The sequence below is a fragment of the Gloeocapsa sp. DLM2.Bin57 genome (assembly GCA_007693955.1).
In the GTDB taxonomy this organism is placed as follows: domain Bacteria; phylum Cyanobacteriota; class Cyanobacteriia; order Cyanobacteriales; family Gloeocapsaceae; genus Gloeocapsa.
In genome coordinates this window covers 59,295-80,489 of the sequence record RECR01000043.1, presented here as the reverse complement: position 1 = coordinate 80,489, position 21,195 = coordinate 59,295, and the positions used below count along the sequence as shown (strand labels likewise).

The window sequence follows — 21,195 nt, the reverse complement described above, 5'->3', positions numbered from 1 at the left end:
ACCATTGCTGGTTTTGAGGTCTAGAGTTTAAATCCCTAGAAACGGGTCGCACATGTACAAATCTAGTATATCAAGCTTTGGGTGTTAAAATTAGCATATTCCCTAGCTTTAAATAAATAATGGCGATTAAGAGGAGTAAAAAATTAGATCAAGATAACGATAATTTGCTCAATCCCATAGCAACCTCAGAGGAATTAATCACTAAAGAAGCTAAAGTCAGACCAGAAAGACTAGTAGATTATATCGGTCAAACAGAATTAAAACAAATACTGACTATCGCGATTCAAGCAGCACAAACTAGGGGAGAATCTTTAGATCATCTCTTACTTTATGGTCCTCCTGGATTGGGTAAGACTACTATCTCTTTGATTTTAGCTGCTGAAATGGGGGTAAATTGTAAGATTACCGCAGCACCTGCTTTAGAAAGACCTAGAGATATTCTAGGCTTATTAATTAATCTCCAACCGAAGGATTTATTATTTATCGATGAAATTCACCGACTCAATCGCACTAGTGAAGAGTTATTATATAGTGCGATGGAAGATTATCGCATTGATTTAACCATCGGTAAAGGTCAAAATACTAGAACTAGGAGCATTTCTCTTGCTCCTTTTACTCTAGTAGGTGCAACTACTAAAATTGGTGCTTTGACTTCACCTTTGCGCGATCGCTTTGGTTTGATTCAGCGGTTACGCTATTATGATTCAGCAGAGTTAAGTACAATTTTATTACGCAGTGCGAGTATTTTAAAGATTAATCTTACCTCTCAAGGAGCAGAAGCGATCGCCCTTCGTGCTCGTGGTACACCGCGTATTGCTAATCGTTTGTTAAAAAGAGTTCGCGATTATACTCAGGTTAAACAAATCACCTCTATTGACGCGGCGATCGCAGTAGAAGCTTTAGATTTACTAGCGATTGATCAAATGGGTTTAGACTGGATCGATCGCCTAATTATGCAGACAATTATTGAACAGTTTCAAGGAGGACCTGTAGGTTTAGAGACGATTGCTGCTGCTACAGGAGAGGATAAAAAAACCATCGAAGAGGTTTACGAACCTTATTTATTACAAATAGGTTATCTGCAAAGAACTCCTCGGGGAAGGGTAGCGAGTGTAACTGCTTATCAACATCTCGGGTATTTATAGATTTAGAATCTTAAACGCTATCAGTAATACTTGTAAAGCAAAAAGAGCTTACCTTAACTCCAGGGACAACTATTCCCCCATAGCGTTGTACTTGACTGACTTGTTCTACATCCTTAAGCATAGCTGGTAAACTTTGATTAAAGCGAAGATTTTTAATAGGATAGGCGATTTGACCATCTTCTAGCCAAAATGTACCATCACGAGTCATTCCTGTTACTTCTAGGGTACGAGGATTGACGTAACGTACGTACCACGCTCGGGAAACTAAAATACCTCTCTCGGTTTGAGCGATTAAATCGGCGGTAGTTTGGTCTGATCCTGTCATGACAATGGGGTATAAGTCTCCTTGAGATACTGTCCCCATTTTTTGCGCCCAATAGCGACTATAGGATAAGGTTTCGGGGATACCATCTTTAATAATAGTTAAATCCTGGTTGGGTATTCCGTTACTGCAAAATGTCCTAGCTTGTAAAAGGGGGTGGGTGGGTTGACGATTTACTTGTATTAGAGGACTAAATAACTGTTCTCCGATACGATTACCAATTAGGTTACCTTCAGCGTCAAAACGAGACATAAACGATCGCCCTTCATCCGCTTCTCTCGCGGAAAGATTCCAAATTACCCAGGGTAATAAACTCGCAAATGCTGCACCTTCAAACACTACGGGATAAAATCCTGGTGCAACTTCTCGGGGATTTTTTGAGGCGATCGCCCTTTCGATTACTTTTGCGGTTATCTCTGTAAACTGTAAGTCTGTGATATCTATGGCTGAACTTTGTAACCAACTTGAGCCATTATCTTGTTTAGCAGTAACGCTAAAATCAGCTTCTGTAGTAATACCCGTGGCTCTCAATCCTGCTGAATTAGCGATCGCCAATAATGATACATCTGTACTAACAGTACCTGAAGTTTCTACTCCCGCTATTCTGGCTTGATTACAGACTTTAGCGACGATTTCACCCCTAGCTAAAGGAGAAAAATTAGCCGTTACTTCACTATAACCAGCTAACCTATGTTCATAACTTTGGGGAGGGAGTAACTCAACCCATTCGGGATCAACAGGCGCTAAACGTGCTAAACTTTCTGAACGTTCTCGGGTTGACTGAAGACTTTCTGGAGTTATTTCTGTTGTATTAGCAGAAGCACTACGCTGACCAAAATAACTGGTTATACTCACACTGAGTTTAGTTTTTTCCATATTTTGACTCAGTTGATTTTCCGAAAATCTTGATAAGGTTTCTTCTTGCGCTCTTAAGCTTACAGACACTCCATCTGCTTGAGATAGGGCGATAATTCCCTCTAATAATTCTAATGCTTGTTCTGGTTGTAGTGATTGTGGACTGGTAATTAGGGTCATTGTTTGATTTGTTGGTTCAGATGAATTAGTTCAGGTATAATTAGCTTCTCCATCGCTAGTTTAACGCCATTAGTAGAACCAGGGAGGCAAAATATCAGTTTTTCTTGATATACTCCTGCTATAGCTCTAGAAGCCATCGCTCTTGAACCAATGGTTTGATAACTTAACATCCTGAATAACTCACCAAATCCAGGAAGTATTTGTTCTAGCACTACTTCAACTACATCTACAGTTTGATCTCGTTTACTGATACCAGTTCCACCATTTAAAATTATGACATCTACTTTTTGCCAGGTGGTTAACTGGGCTATAATTTCTCCTGGTAGATCGGGTATAATTTGATAACCAACGGTTAAATGTCCCGCATCCCGTAACAGGGATTTAATTAAGTTTCCACTGTGATCGTCTGCAAAACTCCTGGTATCACTTACGGTTATAACCACACATTTTAAGGCTATTTTGTCGTTAGAATCTGGATGTGGCTGCATATCGATCTAAAATTAAAATCTATGTTTCTTTTACATTAACATTGAGGTTTATAAACTATGAGTAAAGGCGATAATTTTGGGGGTGGTTTTCTCCTCGGTACAGTTATTGGAGGTTTAGTTGGTACAGTAGTTGGTATCGTGATTGGTTCTAAATCTAACGAAATCTCTGAACCAAAACAGACTCAACCTTTAGAAGAAGAGTTAGACTCTAAACCTCTCCCACAAGAAGAAATAACCGAAAATCTCGAAGCAAAAATCTCTCAATTAAGTTCAGCTATTGAAGAAGTACGACAGAAACTTAATCTCAAAGATTAATCAAAATCAAACATGACAGACTTATATTTTGTACCTTTTGCCGAATTACAACGAATCGTTAAACTCCAACCAGAAAACACCGAATTATTGGCTAATTGCTGTAGAATTAATACTCTTTACGCCATTAAAAAAGCTGGTTCAGGTCATATAGGGAGTAGTTTTAGCAGTTTAGATATCGTAACTTGGCTATTTTTACATAAAATTCGTCTCCGACAAGATATTTATTTCTCTTCTAAAGGTCACGATGTACCAGGGTTTTACGCGGTAGCTACTGCTTTAGGGTTGTTAGATTTTGAGTTAATCCATCAGTTGAGAAGATTAAACGGACTTCCGGGACATCCTGATCTTTCTTTACCTTGTATCGCTACTAATACAGGTTCATTGGGTATGGGTATCTCTAAAGCGAAGGGAATGATTCAAGCTAATCGCTTATTGGGGATAGATAGTAAAGTCTATGTGTTAACGGGAGATGGAGAATTACAGGAAGGACAGTTTTGGGAATCTCTGGTATCCGCGGTAAATCACCAGTTAGATGAACTTACGGTAATTATCGACCATAATAAGTTGCAATCAGATACTTGGGTGAGTAAAGTTAGTGATTTAGGGGATTTAGCCGCCAAATTAACAGCTTATGGTTGGATAGTGCGTCGTTGTGATGGTCATGACTTTAACGCTTTAGCTAAGGTGATTAGTGAGTTAGAAACAGTTAGAGATCGCCCTAAAATTATTATCGCTGATACCATCAAGGGGAAGGGTGTTTCTTTTATGGAACATACCGCGATGAAACCTGAAGATACATTATATCCCTTTCATAGTGGTGCACCTGATGATGAAACATATACAAAAGCGGTTCAAGAATTAATCGCTAAAACCCCAGGAGTACAGTTAGAAACAGTTGAGATAACCCCTAGTCAATCTTCACCCCCTTTAGAAAGACTAATACCCGCTTATGGGGAAGCTTTAGTTAAACAAGCTAAGCAAAACCCTAATCTAGTAGTTTTAGACGCTGATTTAGTCTTAGATTGTGGTTTAATTCCCTTTTCCCAACAGTTTAGCGATCGCTTTTTTGAATGTGGAATAGCTGAACAAGATCTGGTTTCTCAAGCTGGTGGAATGGCGATCAAGGGATTATTACCCATAGTTCATTCTTTTGCTTGTTTTCTTTCTACTCGTCCTAACGAACAGATTTATAATAACGCTACAGAGAAGACTAAAATTATCTATGTGGGATCTTTAGCGGGTTTATTACCAGGAGGTCCGGGACATTCTCACCAATCAGTAAGAGATATTTCTGCTTTAGGGGGAATCCCAGGATTAGTGATGATTGAACCTAGTTGTCCTCTTGAGGTAGATTTAGCTTTAGACTACTGTGTTAATGTCTGTGAGACTAGTTCTTATTTACGGTTAATATCTATTCCCTGGGAAATTCCCTATCAGTATAACGGTGATTATCCCCTAGAGTTAGGTAAAGGTGTAGCTATATACAATCCCCAAGTTACTGATGGGGTTATCTTTGCATATGGACCGATTTTATTATCTCAAGCTTATAACGCAGCCCAAATCTTAGCACAAGAAGATAATTTCCAACTCAAAGTGGTTAATTTACCCTGGTTGAATTATGTAGATCCTGATTGGTTAAGAGATATTGTCGCAGGGTGTGGATTAATCGTGACTCTAGACAATCATTATCTGATTGGAGGACAAGGAGATAGAATCGCGGTAGAATTAGCCCAATTGGGTTTATTATCAGGGGTTAAATTTCGTAAATTGGGTTTAGATACTATCCCTCAATGTGGACAAAATCAAGAGGTTTTAGCTTGTCATGGTTTAGATACGTTAAGTTTAGTTGATGAATTTAGAAGACTTAAAACAAGTAGTTAGGGATGTAGATATTTTCCAGGATATTCCTTCTACCAATCAGAAATTATGGGAACTTATCGACCAAAAATACAGTTTACCTAGAGTAGCGATCGCTTTACAACAAAGCGCAGGTCGGGGACAATGGGGGAGAGTGTGGGAGTCTCCACCAGGTGGATTATACCTTTCTCTAGGGTTACCCTTAGATTTAGAGGTTAATTGCGGACCTCATTTAACTATTGCGGTAGCTTGGGGTATCGCGCAACGATTGCGAACTCTAGATTTACCTATTTTACTAAAATGGCCCAATGATTTAATTTTACAGGGACGTAAACTTGGGGGAATCAAAATCGAAACCAGGGTATGTCAGGGAATCATTACTTATGGGGTAGTTGGGGTAGGGATAAATTATACTAATCCGGTACCGCCTACGGGTATTAATCTTGAAGAGATAGCTTCTCAATTTACTCTTACTGACTTAGCTAAACTAACTTTGACAGGTATTTTCTCAGGTTATGATTATTATCTACAACAAGGGATTAAACCTGTTCTAGATGCTTATCATCAGTTATTGAGTAATTTAGGACAAGAAATCATCCTGAATCAATCTCCAGGGGTAATTATCGGGGTAAATGACAAGGGAGAATTAGGGATTCGCTTATTTTCTTCAGGTGCTAGTGTTGCAATTTTTCTGCAACCAGGTACAATCAAACTTGGTTATTCATGTAAAGAAATATTAAAAATATCCGAGTGTGATCTGTGAGGAAAATGAGCAAATCTCTATTTAATAAACTGATTATTATTACTAGTCTAGGTTTTCTAGCTACTAATTGGCTATATTATCAAGCTTCAGCTAAATCTGAGGTGATACTAGCTAGCAAAAATAACTTTCTAGATACACAAGACTATGGTAATCCACCAGCTAAAGAAATAGAACCACCTAAAGTAATTTTTACTCAACCTCAAGCAGCAGTTGAGTCAACTACGACTCAACCAATCGTAAATAATTATCATAAACTTGCTAAATTAAATGTAGAAATAGGTTATCCTTTAACTACTCCGATCAATGTAAATTCTAACTTTGGTTGGCGTATTAATCCTTTATCTGGAATGTCTCAACTCCATGAAGGGGTGGACTTTCCAGTACCAATTGGAACACCTATTGTAGCTGTAGCTGATGGTAAAATAGAAACCGCACGTGATTTAAATGGTTATGGCTTAATTGTCATTATACGTCATCAACAGAATACCAGAGAATCTCGTTACGCTCATCTTTCTCAGATTTTTGTTCAACCAGGGGAATACGTCAAAGAAGGTACAGTTATTGGATTATCTGGCAATACAGGAATGTCCACAGGACCTCATTTACATTTTGAATGGCGAGAATTAGAACAAGGTATATGGGTTGCTACAGATCCTAGCCAATTATTAGCCCAAGCTCATGATAAAATGCTTAAAGATTTAGCAGAAAAAGCAGCTTTAACTAAACTCAAACCATCAGACTATCAAAGAGCACCTCGTCAGTTAGAATCATTAGTAGAGATAGATAGTTTTCCTGTAAATTTTGCTCTACAAATGCCTAATCAAGTTAATTCTCTGCTACGTCGTCGGTTTTTTGGTCTTCCCGAGCATTTTTTTAACCAAGGTTAATCATGATCACCCTGAAGTTAGAGCCCTTATTACAACTGCATTCAGAAACATTTAGTCAAATTGTAGCACTAAATCCTGATACTCAGTTAGAACTAACTGCAACAGGAGATTTACTCATCATCTCACCTAGGGGAGGAGAAACAGGCGATCGTAATGATCAGATTAGCTTTCAACTTCGTCTCTGGAATAAGCAAACTAAATTAGGTAAAACTTTTAATGCAGCTACAGGTTTTAGTTTACCCAATGGTGGGATTAGATCTCCTGATGCTTCTTGGCTGAATATAAGTTCTTGGGAAGCATTAACCCCTAATCTTTGTCCTGATTTTCTGGTTGAATTGCGTTCACCTTCGGATAATCTTGGTGATTTGAGGAATAAAATGCAAGAATATATAAATAATGGTGCACGTTTGGGATGGTTAATCGACCCTATTAATAAAATTGTGGAAATTTATCACCCCCAAAGATCAACCGTGGTTATGGTTAATCCCGGGGAATTATCTAGAGAAGAGGTGTTACCAGGTTTTGTTCTGGATTTAGAAAATATATTATAATATAAACAATATGACTGGATACTCAATCAACCTTAAATCTGACTCTCATATAGCAGAAATACCAACAGCAGAAATTAGACAACAATTACCGATAGTCTCAGCAAACCTTAGTCATTTCTCCCCTGTAGTTCATCAAAAAATTGATTTAATGTTATTGGGATTAGAAGCTTTAAACGTAGGTGAAACAGAAAGAATTTTACAGTTAGCTCAACAGTTAGGCTTAAAGGATATAATCAAAAGTAGAATCTTTTTATGGCGTTTGCGCTGTACTAATCCCTTGCGTCGTTCTTATAAACGTAATTATCTCAATATGGAGGAAGTCAAAGCTTTGGTAATTATTATCCATTATTTAGCCAAATCTTTAGAAGTAAAAATACGTCAACATCTGATCGACGCTAAACTAATGCAAGATAAAGGATTACCCATAGATAATCATTATCATCTCTCGGGCTATCTAGAAAGATTTAGAAATAATTTTGCTAAACGCATGAATCCCCGTCGCGTTAAAGTAACCAATTATCTCAATGACGAAGATATGTTAAATGAGTTGGCTTTATCTATATTGACTCAATTACTATTATCTAGTGGTAGTAGAGGGATAGAAAGATTATGGATGAGTTTATGGGATGGAGAGGTTAATTAAACAACAATGAATACTAATCGTCAATATTACTCCTCTAATTGTAATCTGGTTTTAGAAGGGTTAAGTAATGAAGGGTTTAATCTAGATATTCTCTTAAATGCTGAATGCAAGATTGTCAGTTCAGAGACAACTCTTACTGGTGGTAGAGTTTTTTTAGAGAATCTAGTTAAGGTAGTTAGCGCTTACGCACAAGATTTACTCAGTGGGTTACATCATCCCCAAACCCTTAATTTAGAGTCAGATTTGATTCATCTTAAACCTAATGGTTATCTTCATCGTTTGACTTGGCAAAAAACTAAAGACTATACAGAAGAAGCCATAGAAATCGATTTAACCACAGTAGAATTGTTCGATCTTCTCGAAATTATTGACCAGTTTCTTCTAGATAGCTCTACTCTACCAGATTTGGGCGTACCTTTAGAGCCTTTATCTAGACGTCATCGACAAGATGGACAACCTCTAGTAGCGCGCACTGTACCCGCTTTTGTAGGTATGGCGACAGTAGCTTTAACAGCGATCGCCGCTTTTCTCATCGAACCTCCTGTAGTGCGTGAACCTCAACCCCAACCACTAGAAGGAACAACAGAAACTATTCCCCTAAACGAAAGTGAGGATAATCCTAACCCCACTACTTCCCCATGACTATTTACTTTTATAAAGCTAGTGAGCCACCTTATGGCTGCTTTTCCAATTTTGCTGAGTACGGTTTTTATCTGGATAACCGTTGGTGGAAAACTAGTGAACATTATTATCAAGCGCAAAAATTTATTACCACTGAACCAGATTGGTCTTTATCTATTAGTGAAGCACAAACACCTAAAGAAGCTGCAGCCAAAGGACGCGATCGCTCTCACTACATGCGTCCCGATTGGGATCAGGTTAAAGATGAGGTCATGTTTAATGCTGTCTTGACAAAGTTTCAAACACATTCAGATATACGCCAAATTTTATTAGCTACTCAAGAAGAATTAATCATCGAAAATTCACCAGTAGATTATTATTGGGGATGTGGTCAAGATGGAACTGGTAAAAATAGACTCGGAGAAATCCTGATGAAAGTACGCTCAATTCTTGATGACTTACCGATTTAGGTATTAGGTTTTAGGTGGAACGGTGTTATTATGACTATATATCATACTCCCCGTCTCCTCCCTCTCCCCCTCTCCCCTCTCCCCTCTTCCCTGTTTCACCACAAACACACCGAGAACCATATTATGCAGCCAAAATTCAAAAATCAGTTAACTTGGTCACAAGCAGAACTTTTAATGCAGCCTATTTTAATTAGGGTTATTGATAACTTGCGTCAGAGTTTAGAAACCTCTTCTTGGAAAGGTACTTATCAAGAAATACAACACCCATATCCAGGTTATCAACTCTCCTTAACTAAGGATGAAGAAGTAGTTAATCTCGATATTTGGCAACTTTGTTTTCAGGTTTGTTTTCTTAACTATCAATATGGATTAACCGAAGATTATATAGAAATTGATACTAATTTAATCACTGCTAAAGGTGAGGTAAACTGGACTAATTTAGAAACTAAAACTAAACAGATTATCCAAGATATTTTTAATGATTTATAACTCTAATAAATAAGTCTCTATAACATAGGGCTGATTTGTTCTCTCAACTAACCTTTTTTTCCAGAGATAATTATAGGATAAATCATCTAATTCTACATATTGACCAATAATAGTGTAATTTGAAGATAATTGCTGAACATCAACATAATTCCCCGTCTCTGTCATATGTGAAACAAAAATAAACGAGTCAGAATCTATAACTGTTGTTTCAGTAAATCTCAGAATCTTAATATCTTGATTAATCCCTTTGAGATAATATTCGATTGATAATAAATTTAAGGAATTATTAGATAATAAAATCTTGTTCACCTGATATTTTTCTGCTTGTGTAGCCAAATCAATCGCTATTTGTTTATAATCAATTAAACTATATAAACGTAAACTTGGTCGAATAGCTTGTTGAAGATTAATTATCAATAAAATTCCTAAGAAAAACCCTAAAATAACTTTACCTCTCCTTTTACTACTAAATAAATTTACCCCCATTATCCCTATCATCAATAATTGACTAGGTAAAAATAACCGCGTAAAACTATATCCTGTGGGAGAGACTAATAACCAAAAACCAGAAAGAAAGAGAATTAACCTCACTTCTGGTTGATTGTAAGTCAAGAAAACCCTAACTACCGAGATGAAATAAATAACTAAAATGATACCAGGTAAAATAGCAGCTATAACTATCGGTAAACTCGCGGGATAAATTAAGTCTAAACCTGGACGAAAAGACAAATAAAATAACTGGAAAAAATGCCATAATCCAGGATTATCAAACTCAATTGCTTTAGCTGAAGATACGGGCCAGGCTAAAATAGCTTGGATATCGCCAAAATCATCGATAATTAACCAAATTAATAATAAAAACCCAGCTAAAGAATTAAACCAAAAAGCCCGATAATATTTCTTGATCAATAAAAAAGCTGTACAAGGAAGATAATAAATCAGACTAGCATAATCAGTAAAAACCAAACCAATAGCCATAAATAAGAGTATTAATCCTTGTCGGAAAGTTAGAGATTTTTTGGCATTAATAATTAACTCCAGATAAATCATCGAGAACATAAAAATAAACGTGTACATTCTCAAGTTAGTAGCATAAAAAATAAAATTAGGTAAAACTATCCCATTAACTAAAGTAAAAATGGTCAGATAATAGTTATTAAAAAGCCTCATAATGATTCGACAACCGAACCATAAACCAATAAGAAAGGGGATGATATGCAGCAGACGTAAAAAAAGTTCTTGACGAACATCAATAACCCTAAGTAATAATTTGAGGAATAAAAAATAAGTAGGTAAATGACTTTCGTGATCCTGAACAATATCTAACCAAAAACCCTGAGAACGCAAAATAGAGGCAACTTCATCACCCCATAAATTAATTTGACTAGCGTAGTGATAACTAAACAGGAAAAATAAACCAAGAATGAGTAAGATAAATAAAGTTTGTCGCGCAGTGAATAAAAGTGGTTTTGGCATATAATTAGGTTTTAGTAAAAGTGTCTCATTCTTAATTCTTAATTCTTAAAACCAATTACCCAACAAAATAAAAGAACTCCAATAATAAGGATGATTATAGTTTTCATCTTCTAACATAGCTACTTGTGCTTGACGTAAAGCTTGGGCTTTAGTAACCTTCTCCTGAGTCAAATTTTGATAGAATTTACCTATCAATATCGCTGAAGAGGCGTCATTAACTGACCAAAGAGTTGCTATAGTACTACGAGCGCCAGAGCGCACCGCTAAACCAGCTAATCCAAGTGCTGCGCGTCTATCACCTTTCGCGGTTTGACAAGCGCTTAAAACTAATAACTCAATGGGTTTAGCTTCGCTGATTTCTCTATTAGTCAAAACTTGACTGAGTTGATTAATATCTAATTGACTATCCCAAGTAATTAAAAAAGTATCTTTATATTGTGAACTAAATTGACCATGAGTTGCTAGATGAATAATTGGAAAAGAAGCAGAATTAATCTTATTGGCGATATTTATAGTAGTAAAGTCTTGGTTAAGCAAAACTTGGCTAGAGATATTAGCGCTAATTTCTCGAACTTCGGTTTCTACTCCAGGTAAGGGTGAGAATCCTTGACGAGATTCACTCAATCCTGCCACTAAAGCCTTTTGATCTGTTAAGTTGGTAGAATCAGATTCTAATAGTTGTAAACTCGGTGCGATCGCTAAATTGTACTTTTCAATCAAATATTTTTCACCGTCATAAAGCGCAGCTAAAGGAATATTGCGTAAATAACCATCTAAGACAAAGACTAGATTTTTTATCTTAGCTTCTTCTAGTTGTTTTTCTATAGGTTGAATCAACCAATCATAAATTTGTTCAGAGATGATTAAGCGGTTTTGATTAGAAGCAACAGGATTAAGATAGGATCGATATTCTCGGAGAATTGTTTCTATTTTGTCTTCAGGTAAATTAGTGCGATAATTAGTCAATATACCATCGGGAAAAGAGGTAACTACTTCTAAACGATCTGCTAAAATTATTGGATAAATTACCACTGCTGTTGTGTCTAACTCCTCAATTGATTGGGGTTTAGCAGTCAGACAAGGAGTGTTAAAAAAATTATCTAATTTAGCTATTTGCAAGGATTCTAAAACTTGACGTGCTTGTTTGAGATTATCTTGACTAGCTGAAGGTTGTAACAATAATCCGATTAAATGTCGATAAATTGGCTCTATTTCTTCGATAAAGTTAAACTGAATTTGGGATTCAACTGCTACTAAGTCTTGTCGTTGTTGAGCTAAGATTTCTATAGCTGCTTGATTAGCGATAATCCCTTCTTCTACTTTTCCTTGTTGTGCTAATATTCTCGCTAATTGCCATTGAGATTGAGAAATTATTTCTGACGCATTAATACTTATACCTAATTCTAAAGCTTGTTGAGTTAATCTTTCTGCTTCTGTTAGTTGTTGGTTTTGTTCGTATAATTTTCCGAGAGTGATTAAAGCATAAGCTTGAGAGTTTGTATCCCCTAAGTCTTGGGCTTTGACTAATACTTGAGCTAAAACTTCTGCTAAATATTTACTGTCATTATTATTGGCTGTAACTGCTAATAACTTTAGCCAACTTTGCGCTAAATTAATTTGTAGATAAAGATTGTGACGACTTGGTGGTAATTGTTGGATCTGCTCAGTTATACTCTCAATTAAATCTCTTGCTTCTTGGGGTTGCTCTAATTGTATTAAAAGATTGAGCAATTTTAATTCTGGTTCAAGATTGTTAAGTCCTACAGCTATAGCTTGTTGGTAATAATTTAGGGCGATATCTGTTGCTTTTAATCCCAAAGCATTATTACCTAAACTGGTAAGATTAGTACTTATTTGCGTTGGTATATCTAACTTTTTAAAGATATCTAAACTACTTTCTAATAAACTTTGGGCTAGAGAATAGTTGCCAGTATTTTGAAAATTAACTCCTAAAGCATGAATAGCGATCGCCTCTAATTCGCTATGATAGTTATCTTGATGTTTCTCCCACTCAACTAGATTAAAATTGTTACATTTTACCTGAGTTATTTCTAAGCTTTCTAGTAACTTATCACAAGCTAGTCTATAATAACCCAACTCCTTTAAAGCTTGAGCTTGATTAATTTTACTTCCTTTTATCCCTTGTTCATCTTCTAAGAGAGTATAGACTTTTTCCGCTGTTTCCCAACTAGTTAAAGCTGATTGAGTTTTACCCATAGCTAACTCTACATTACCTTGAGTATTCAAAGCTTGGGCTAAAAGAAGGTTAGGTTGTTGAGTAGATAATAATCTGATACTTTCCTGAATAGTTTCTGTCGCTTTTATCCAATCAAAAGTATCTTGATAAACCCAAGTCAGATAAATCAAGGCTTGAGATTCACCTAATAAGTCATCTTCTTGATTAAAACCTTCTCTTGCTGCTTCCCAATGCTCAATTGCTGCGGGATAATTTCCCTGATCATATTGTTGTTTTCCCTGATTGAGTAATTGTGTGTAATTAACTGCATCTTGGGCAACAACTGCTACAGTAAAACTTAAAATTACCAGTATTATTAAAAATATCTTTTTCATGGTATTTTATGGCTCTCTCGTACTTATAGTGATAAGTAAATTTTAGATATTGTAGAATGGATTAGGCGCGGGTCATAATTTGTCAATTCTAGTACATTTTTCCTGGAAGCGCCGTAACCCACCTTAGAAAGGTTGTAACTTAATATACAGTTTACCCCTCTGTCTCAGGAGAGCCATAAATAGCAATTAAAATTAAGACATAGTATTTTTTAACCAATTTTCTAAATCTGTTTGATTAGTGAAGTCGATTAAATCTTCTGCTAATCTCTCTAAAGATTCTAAATTTAATTGAGCAATTGTTGTTATTAATTCTGGGGTAATATTTCCTATTTTTTTAGTTAGTAACCGTTGAATCAGACTTAAAGCTTCTTCTCTTTTACCTTCAATTTTACCTCTAATTTCACCTTCTTGAATCGCTCTGGCTCTATCTTCTTGATATAATGGTGCTAGTCTCATGATTAACTCACTCTCTTCTGTGTTTGTACTTGGTTGATTAACTTCTAAATTCTTTTGTAAGGTATAGAGTATCTCTAGAATAACTGATTTAAGAGGATTATCTGGAGATAAGTTGATTAACTCTTCTATTGCTCGTTGTTGTACTTTTCCCCTTCCTAATAATCTTAACCATAAAGTCTCACTAGTAGAGGGTAACTGGTGTATCACTATTATAGCCGCTCTTAATAGATTAGCCAAAAAGTAGATACCTTCTCCCCAATCAGATTGAATCTCTCCACCACATTGATTCAGAATTAGTTTAGATGCAGTAGGGGTAATAATCCAGAGTCGGGGTAAGTTATCTTCGGAGATAGTTTGCTTATTGCGGTTACCTTCACGGTATAATTGTGCTCTAACGGCTAAAAGTTTAAGCAGACAATCACCAATTTCTCTAAGATACCCAATTCTTGAGGAAGTGTAGCAACGGTGGGGTTAAAATAAAGGTCAATTTCTCTAATTTCGTCAGAAAGTTGTTTAGCGACTTGTACTTCTCCATAGGGAGTTAAAAGGGTTTCAAGATAATCTTTATTAAATTGGTCATAAATAAATCTAGTCAAGGAAAATCAATCTCTATACTCATTTAATAACTTCATTGTAAATTAAAAAGGATAACCAAAATTTAAAAAACTGTAATGTAAGGGATACTAAACAAGGGAACCTTTACTAAAAAGGAGTAAATTCAATTAAAAAATAAAACCCATTTTCTTGTAAACTATTGCCAGTATTGTTTAAATCTATTAAAGGGATACCATAATCTAATTTAGCTCTAAATTTATCTCCTACTAAGAATTGTACAGTTAATCCCGTACTAGCGAGAGTATTTTTAATCAAAGGGAAATCATCGCTATTCCAAACCGTACCAAAATCTATAAAAGGTCCTAACTGTAGGGTAGCATTCCAATTAGGAATTTTAGCAAGATTAAACCGTACTTCTGTAGAAAGAAATAAACCATTATCAGCGATTAAAGCGTCTTGGGGATAACCTCTAACGCTATAGACACCACCTAAACTATATTGCTCTAGAGATAGTAAACTATCGGGTGTTAGTTGGATATCACCTCTGACTAAAAGGGTTGTATCGCGGTTAAGTAATCGTAAATACTGTAGTTGTCCTTGCCAACTAAAAAATTGACTATCTGGACCTTCAACATTAATCGTAGCATTAAAAGTATCTAAACCCAAATTAAATTGAGAATTAACTAAAAATACTTCTTGACTATTTCTATAAATATATTCTTGGAAAAAACGGAGAGCAAAAATTCTACTATAACCATCTTCTTCGCTACCTCTAGCAATAGGAAAAGGAATATTTAAAATAGTTGTGTTAGATTGTTGCCAATCTGCGGTAATTCCGATCGCTAATTGCTGATTAGGAGTTTGTCGAATCGGTTGACGATAGCTAATCTGATATTGACGGTATCGAGAATCTAAGTCAAGTTGAGCAAAGGGTGAGGTAATTACTTCACTTTGGGAACGACGATGACGTAAAGTAATTGTACCATTGCTAGGATTAACAAAAAAACCATAACTTAATTCATCGATGGAGTCGCCACCTTCGGTGATATAGTATCTCAGATTAAAGCGATCGCCATAACCTGTTAAGTTATAGTGAGTAAGTTGTCCTAATAATCTCTCTGTACCTACACTAGGATTGCGATAGTTATCAAAACTTAATAATAGCTCAACAGCACGAGCTTCTGTAACTTCAAGTAGTAATATACTAGAGCCTGGAGCAACACCAGGGGATAATTCAGCAGATAGACTAGCAATTAGGGGGTCTAATTGTAATAATTGTAAAGCATTTAGTAACTTTTCTAGATTAACTGGAGCAGGAGTAGCTAAATTAATTCGTTTACGAATATATCCGTGTTTAAGTCTATTTAAGCCGATGATTTCTATATTTTCTATTTTCCCTTCAATTACCTGGATAGTAAGCTGATTATCAGTAATAGTTTGGGGAGGAATAAACGCTCCAGACGTGATATAACCTTGTTCATAATATAACCTAGTAATTTCTTCAGCAGCTTGGATTAATTCATTAAAAGAGAGAGGACGATTTAGATATAATTCTAATTGTTCTGCCAATTCTTCTGCTGAAAAAACTGTACTCCCAACAACTTGAAATTGTGTAATAGTAATTGCTTCTGGTGTGGTTTCTGGTGGTAAAAGAGTTGGAGGTGGTAAACTAGGGGGAGTGGGTAATAAATCTTCTAGAGGTGGTAATAGTTCTAATTCTGGGGGTGTTTCAGGTGAAGGCAATTGAGGTCGGGGAATAGTTTGGGCTAAACTAGGTTTTGCTTGAATAAACATTAACAAACATAAGATTAAGATGGTTTTCATGTTTATCTTGTTAAGTTAAGCTTATTGATTAAAATTTAACCGTATATTTACTTATCTTTAGTTAAATAATATGAAGGAAATAAGCTGAGTTAACTAACTAGGTTTATTATTTATAATAGAGGGAATGTGGGGAATAAATCAATGAAAAAAATATACTTATTACAACTATTGTTATTAACCCTAATCGGGAGTCAACAACAAGTAGCAGCGCAAATAATTCCTGATCAAACCCTAGAGAGAGAGAATTCAGCTATAACCCAACAAGAAGCAAAAGATATCATCACAGGGGGTGCGAGAAGAGGGGGTAATCTCTTCCATAGTTTTCAAGAATTTAATGTGCAAGAATTCCAACAGGTATATTTTGCTAATCCTCGTGGGATAGAAAATATCCTAACCAGAGTCACAGGGAGAAACGTAACTAATATCTTAGGAGTATTAGGGGTTCAAGGGAGTGCTAATCTATTTTTAATTAACCCCAATGGGATATATTTTGGACCAAACGCACGACTAGACGTAAGAGGAGCATTTACCGCGACTACAGCAGATGGTATTCTCTTAGGAGAAGAAGGGATATTTAGCGCGAGTAACCCAGAAACTAGCGTCTTACTCAGAGTCAATCCTAGTGGAGTATTTAGTAACGCTTTACGAGAGCATAACAGAAATATACAGGTAGAAGGGGTATTAACCCTTACAGGAGAAAGTAATCTTACCCTAATCGGAGATAACCTCAATCTAACAGGAGCAACCATAGAGGTAGCTAGAGGGAATCTAACCTTAACAGGAAGAGAGATTAATCTAACTGCTACTAGTAACATTCTCAGTCAACAGGGAGGGGATATAGCTATAACCTCTGACAACTTGAGAGTAACAGAAGGAAGCAGAATCGAAAGTGACGGAAGAGGGGAAATAAGATTAGAAGTAACTGAGAATCTGACTATCACAGGATTTAATACTGATGGGTTATTTAGTGGGATACTCTCTACAGGAGGGGGAAATATCCTAGTTAACCCCAATCAACCCCAAGGAGAAGTAGAAATCAGCGCTAGGGGTTTTATCGCTAGTCTAACCGATAGTAATCAACCAGGAGGAGCGATCGCCCTTAATGTTAATAATCTCAATATAACCGAAGGGGGACAAATCCTCAGTATTAGTCAGAGTAATGCTCCAGGTGGAGATATAATTATTAACGCTACAGAAAATATCACCATAGAGGGTAAAAGTTTTGAGCATCCTTTTGGGGGAGTCAATATCTACCATCTAGACAATTTAACCTTTAAAACCGATGTTAACCCAGATGTAGAAGAATCAGGAGCAAACGGGATACCCTACCTCTCCATTCAGCGCACCGATACAGATATACGCACTGAAGATACAGTAATTACCTCCCTAGAGAATACCTATGGGAACTTAGATTATTACTCCTTTACTATAGAGACAGCCGGGAGCGAAGGCATTTTTGACATAGATTATGGTAGTTATGGAGAAGTAAACAAAGCCAATATGGATAGTATCATCTTTGTGTTGAACGCTGTAACAGGAGAATTAATCGACAAAAATGACGACTCAGAGATTACCCAGGGAGCAGGTGGTAGTGTAAGTAACTTGGACTCATACCTGAGAGTAAATTTTGAGCAACCAGGTACATATATCCTAGGGGTGGGACATTTTAACTCTTATGTAGCCGAAGATAAACCCAATCAAGCTCCAGTATTTATTGACCGAAGAATCGCTCCAGGACAAGAATACACCTTACAACTATCTTTAGAAAATAGAGGCAAGACAGAACCTCTAGATTTACCCTTTAATCCTAATTATACTCCCAAAAGTGGCATCTACAGCCTTAACTATCAACAAGGAGCAGGAGGTAATATCACTCTTAAAGCGAGAGAATTTAATCTAGGTAGTGATGCAGAAATCCTTAGTCATAGTTTTGGTAGGGGAAAAGGTGGAGATTTAGCCATTGAAGCCAATCTGATTGAAGTAGTTAACGCCAAAATAGAAATTAGTCCTTACGGTGAAGGAGATGGGGGTAATATTCGGATTGAAACCCTCAGATTAAGACAAGATAACGGCAAAATTTGGACAGATACTTACTCTTGGGGGGAAACCAGAAGACCAAAAGGAGGAGATATCCTGGTTATCGCTACAGAATCGGTAGAAATATTAGCAGGTTCTCGTATAACCACTGATGCTTTACATAATAATCAAGCGGGAAATATTCGGATTGAAACCCAAAATATGAGGGTATCAGGTTCGCGCATTTCTCCCAATGCTTTTCAACAATCCCTTGGGGGTGACTTAACCATCATAGCCTCAGAAAGTTTAGAGTTAAGCGATCGCTCATTTATCGAAGTAGAAAGCTTTTTTAGTACAGGTGATGCAGGGGATTTATTGATTCAAACAGATCGCCTCTTGATTAACCAGAGATCGGTAATTGACACTTCCACCGAACGCCCTGAAGGAGGGGGAGACGGTGGGGATACTAGAATTATCGCCCGTGAGATTATGATCACCGAGGGATCTAAAGTATCTACAGAAACCTTCGGCGATGGTAACGCGGGTAATATGTTAATTGAAACAGAAACCTTAACCATTAGTGATGGAGCAGTTTTAAGTACAGCCACCACAGGTGTAGGTACAGGGGGAAAGCTAACTATTATAGCGACAGACTCGGTTAACCTCAATAATTTCTCTCTGGTAGAGACTCGAAGTAATGCTCAAGGAATGGCAGGTAATCTTACGATTGCTACAGGATCATTAATCCTGAGAGATAGAAGCAATCTTTCTACCGCGACTAGAGGAACAAATCTAGGGGGAGAAATTAATATTAATGCTTTGCAAAAGGTAGAGATAGATAATGCTTCCCTTAACAGTGCAGCAGAAATAGCCAGTCAAGGTAATAGCGGTAATATCGAGATTAACACCACTGAATTACTCTTAAATAATGGGGGCAGAATTCAAGCACAAACCCAAGGTACAGGAATAGCCGGAGATGTCAATATTAACGCTAATGAGGTTAAGATTTTTGGTGTTAATCAAGCCGGTTACGCTAGTGGCATAATTAGCGCGAGTGAATCTACTAACAGTGGTAGAGGAGGTGAAATTAACCTCCATACTCATACCTTACGCATAACCGAGAGAGGGTTTTTGAATGCGCGCACCCTTAGTAATAATGATGGGGGTAGTATTTACATAACCACAGATCGCCTCATTCTCGATACAGGTGGACAAATCATCACCAGCGCTAAAACCGAAAGTACAGGTAACGCAGGTATTATTACTGTTGAGGCTAACACCAGTATAGAAATTAGCGGTACAGGAACAGATATCGAACCTCCCGAAGATGCTACTATTGGGACACCTTTTGCAAGGGAAATCGTCTATGACTTACGGAATTTTGAGTTAACTAATGAACCTAATCCCGACGTCGAACCAGGTTTACCCTATATCACCGTAGAAAGAACTATCACAGATATTAAAACTGGTGAAACTATTTTAGGTGAAGCAGGTAACCAGTTCGACTATTATCTCTTTGGTGTCGCAGAAGGAGATACTCAAGGAATCTTTGATATTGACTATGGCAATGTTAATAATATACCCTTTAGTACTGATACCGATACCATGTTATTTCTCTTTGATATCAATGGTAGATTATTAGGTAGTAATGATAATGCAGACATTAGCTTAGGAGGTAGTGGAAGCGTTAGAGAAGATGACGCCTACCTTACTACTACTTTTGCTCAACCAGGATTATACGTCATCGGTGTGGCTGAAAATGGTTCAATCGCCTCAGATACTCTCCTAATTAGAGGTAACGTTATGGATGCAGGGGATACCTATCAACTTCATATCTCCCTAGAAAGTCCAGGTAATTTTATTACTGATATCCAATTTGAAGATTTAAACCCCAATTTAGGGCTACTGAGTGGTTTATTCGCTCAAACCCTCGGCACAGGTGATGGTGGTAATATCTCCCTCAATACCCCCAATCTCTCAGTAAATGGAGCTATTATTGACGCTTCTTCCTTAAATATTGGTACAGGGGGTAATATTATTATTAACGCTGATAACCTTTCCTTAAACCAGGGTAATATCTCAGCAACTAGTTCCTCTGGAAGAGGAGGAAATCTTAATTTAACTATTGCCAATACCCTAAGTTTAGAGCAAAATAGTACTATCTCCACTCAAGCAGGAACTGAAAATACAGCAGGAGGTGATGGCGGTAATATTAATATCAGTAACCAGTTTTTATTTGTTTTTGATAACAGTACCATTAATGCCAATGCTTTTGCAGGTAATGGGGGCAATATTACCATCAACGCTGAAGCGATTTTCCTTAATTCTTCTGATAGTATCACCGCTAGCTCTCAATTAGGGGTAGATGGTATCATCGAAATAAAAAGTCTTGATCTCAAGCGCAATTTAGCTTTAATTGCTAATCTTCAACCCCAAAACCCCGCAGAACAAATTACCCCAGGTTGTGGCGAAAATACGGGCAATAACTTTGTAGTAACAGGGAAAGGTGGTTTACCCACCAAGCCTGATCAAGTTCTCACTAGTCAACAAATATGGCGCGATCGCCGTGATTTATCTGAATCAGTAGTAATTATTCCGACAACCACGGAAACCCCAGCCATTATTCAAGCTAACCATTGGCGTCAACAATCCGACGGTACTATCATCTTAACCCATAATCCCTCTTGTCCACCCTCTAACTAGATAGGAAA

16 protein-coding genes and 1 pseudogene are annotated in these 21,195 nt (G+C 36.8%); 11 read left to right on the top strand and 6 right to left on the bottom strand.

The window, feature by feature from the left end; genetic code table 11:
• Positions 1-119: 119 nt before the first annotated feature.
• Positions 120-1,145 (top strand): Holliday junction branch migration DNA helicase RuvB, encoded by a 1,026-nt coding sequence (ruvB, locus tag EA365_03400; protein ID TVQ47743.1) that lies wholly within the window; start codon positions 120-122, stop codon positions 1,143-1,145.
• Positions 1,146-1,155: 10 nt separating this feature from the next.
• Here ruvB and EA365_03395 read toward each other — a convergent pair whose 3' ends face one another.
• Together EA365_03395 and EA365_03390 are read right to left on the bottom strand one after the other, a co-directional pair.
• Positions 1,156-2,502, bottom strand: a complete 1,347-nt coding sequence (locus EA365_03395) for a TldD/PmbA family protein (GenBank protein TVQ47742.1) — start codon at positions 2,500-2,502, stop codon at positions 1,156-1,158.
• Entirely contained in the window at positions 2,499-2,990 is a 492-nt protein-coding gene (locus tag EA365_03390) for a MogA/MoaB family molybdenum cofactor biosynthesis protein (GenBank protein ID TVQ47741.1), read from the bottom strand. The genes EA365_03395 and EA365_03390 overlap by 4 nt, the downstream gene beginning before the upstream one ends.
• Before the next feature lie 57 nt (positions 2,991-3,047).
• On the opposite strand from EA365_03390, the gene EA365_03385 reads away from it, so the two are divergent.
• The 9 genes from EA365_03385 (at position 3,048) to EA365_03345 (ending at position 9,586) form a co-directional block, all read left to right on the top strand.
• Positions 3,048-3,305, top strand: coding sequence for a hypothetical protein (locus EA365_03385; protein ID TVQ47740.1), 258 nt, complete (start codon positions 3,048-3,050; stop codon positions 3,303-3,305).
• 12 nt (positions 3,306-3,317) lie between these two features.
• Complete coding sequence (locus EA365_03380) at positions 3,318-5,186, top strand: transketolase (GenBank protein ID TVQ47739.1); 1,869 nt, start codon at positions 3,318-3,320, stop codon at positions 5,184-5,186.
• Positions 5,155-5,925 (top strand): biotin--[acetyl-CoA-carboxylase] ligase, encoded by a 771-nt coding sequence (locus tag EA365_03375; GenBank protein ID TVQ47738.1) that lies wholly within the window; start codon positions 5,155-5,157, stop codon positions 5,923-5,925. Before EA365_03380 ends, EA365_03375 begins: the two co-directional genes overlap by 32 nt.
• Positions 5,926-5,930: 5 nt before the next feature.
• Entirely contained in the window at positions 5,931-6,812 is an 882-nt protein-coding gene (locus tag EA365_03370) for a M23 family metallopeptidase (protein TVQ47737.1), read from the top strand.
• Between the two features lie 2 nt (positions 6,813-6,814).
• The gene (locus EA365_03365; protein TVQ47736.1) at positions 6,815-7,363 is read left to right on the top strand and encodes a Uma2 family endonuclease; all 549 of its coding nucleotides are present in this window, start codon (positions 6,815-6,817) and stop codon (positions 7,361-7,363) included.
• Positions 7,364-7,373: 10 nt separating this feature from the next.
• Positions 7,374-8,006: a DUF3038 domain-containing protein gene (locus EA365_03360; GenBank protein ID TVQ47735.1), complete on the top strand. Its 633-nt coding sequence runs from the start codon at positions 7,374-7,376 to the stop codon at positions 8,004-8,006.
• Between the two features lie 6 nt (positions 8,007-8,012).
• Complete coding sequence (locus EA365_03355) at positions 8,013-8,648, top strand: DUF4335 domain-containing protein (GenBank protein TVQ47734.1); 636 nt, start codon at positions 8,013-8,015, stop codon at positions 8,646-8,648.
• Positions 8,645-9,097 carry an NADAR family protein gene (locus EA365_03350; GenBank protein ID TVQ47733.1) on the top strand — a complete coding sequence of 151 codons (453 nt, stop codon included), beginning with the start codon at positions 8,645-8,647 and terminating at the stop codon, positions 9,095-9,097. The genes EA365_03355 and EA365_03350 overlap by 4 nt, the downstream gene beginning before the upstream one ends.
• Positions 9,098-9,220: 123 nt before the next feature.
• A complete protein-coding gene (locus EA365_03345; protein TVQ47748.1) occupies positions 9,221-9,586 on the top strand; it encodes a hypothetical protein in 366 nt (121 codons plus the stop codon).
• Here the strand turns inward: EA365_03345 and EA365_03340 are convergent.
• The 4 genes and pseudogenes from EA365_03340 to EA365_03325 form a co-directional block, all read right to left on the bottom strand.
• Positions 9,581-11,062: a hypothetical protein gene (locus tag EA365_03340; GenBank protein TVQ47732.1), complete on the bottom strand. Its 1,482-nt coding sequence runs from the start codon at positions 11,060-11,062 to the stop codon at positions 9,581-9,583. The two genes, EA365_03345 and EA365_03340, sit on opposite strands and share 6 nt — an antisense overlap.
• A gap of 45 nt (positions 11,063-11,107) precedes the next feature.
• The gene (locus EA365_03335; protein ID TVQ47731.1) at positions 11,108-13,633 is read right to left on the bottom strand and encodes a CHAT domain-containing protein; all 2,526 of its coding nucleotides are present in this window, start codon (positions 13,631-13,633) and stop codon (positions 11,108-11,110) included.
• A gap of 192 nt (positions 13,634-13,825) precedes the next feature.
• Positions 13,826-14,685: pseudogene (locus tag EA365_03330) on the bottom strand (DUF4351 domain-containing protein).
• 106 nt (positions 14,686-14,791) lie between these two features.
• The gene (locus tag EA365_03325; protein TVQ47730.1) at positions 14,792-16,468 is read right to left on the bottom strand and encodes a ShlB/FhaC/HecB family hemolysin secretion/activation protein; all 1,677 of its coding nucleotides are present in this window, start codon (positions 16,466-16,468) and stop codon (positions 14,792-14,794) included.
• Positions 16,469-16,609: 141 nt separating this feature from the next.
• On the opposite strand from EA365_03325, the gene EA365_03320 reads away from it, so the two are divergent.
• The gene (locus tag EA365_03320; GenBank protein TVQ47729.1) at positions 16,610-21,187 is read left to right on the top strand and encodes a filamentous hemagglutinin N-terminal domain-containing protein; all 4,578 of its coding nucleotides are present in this window, start codon (positions 16,610-16,612) and stop codon (positions 21,185-21,187) included.
• Positions 21,188-21,195 lie beyond the last annotated feature (8 nt).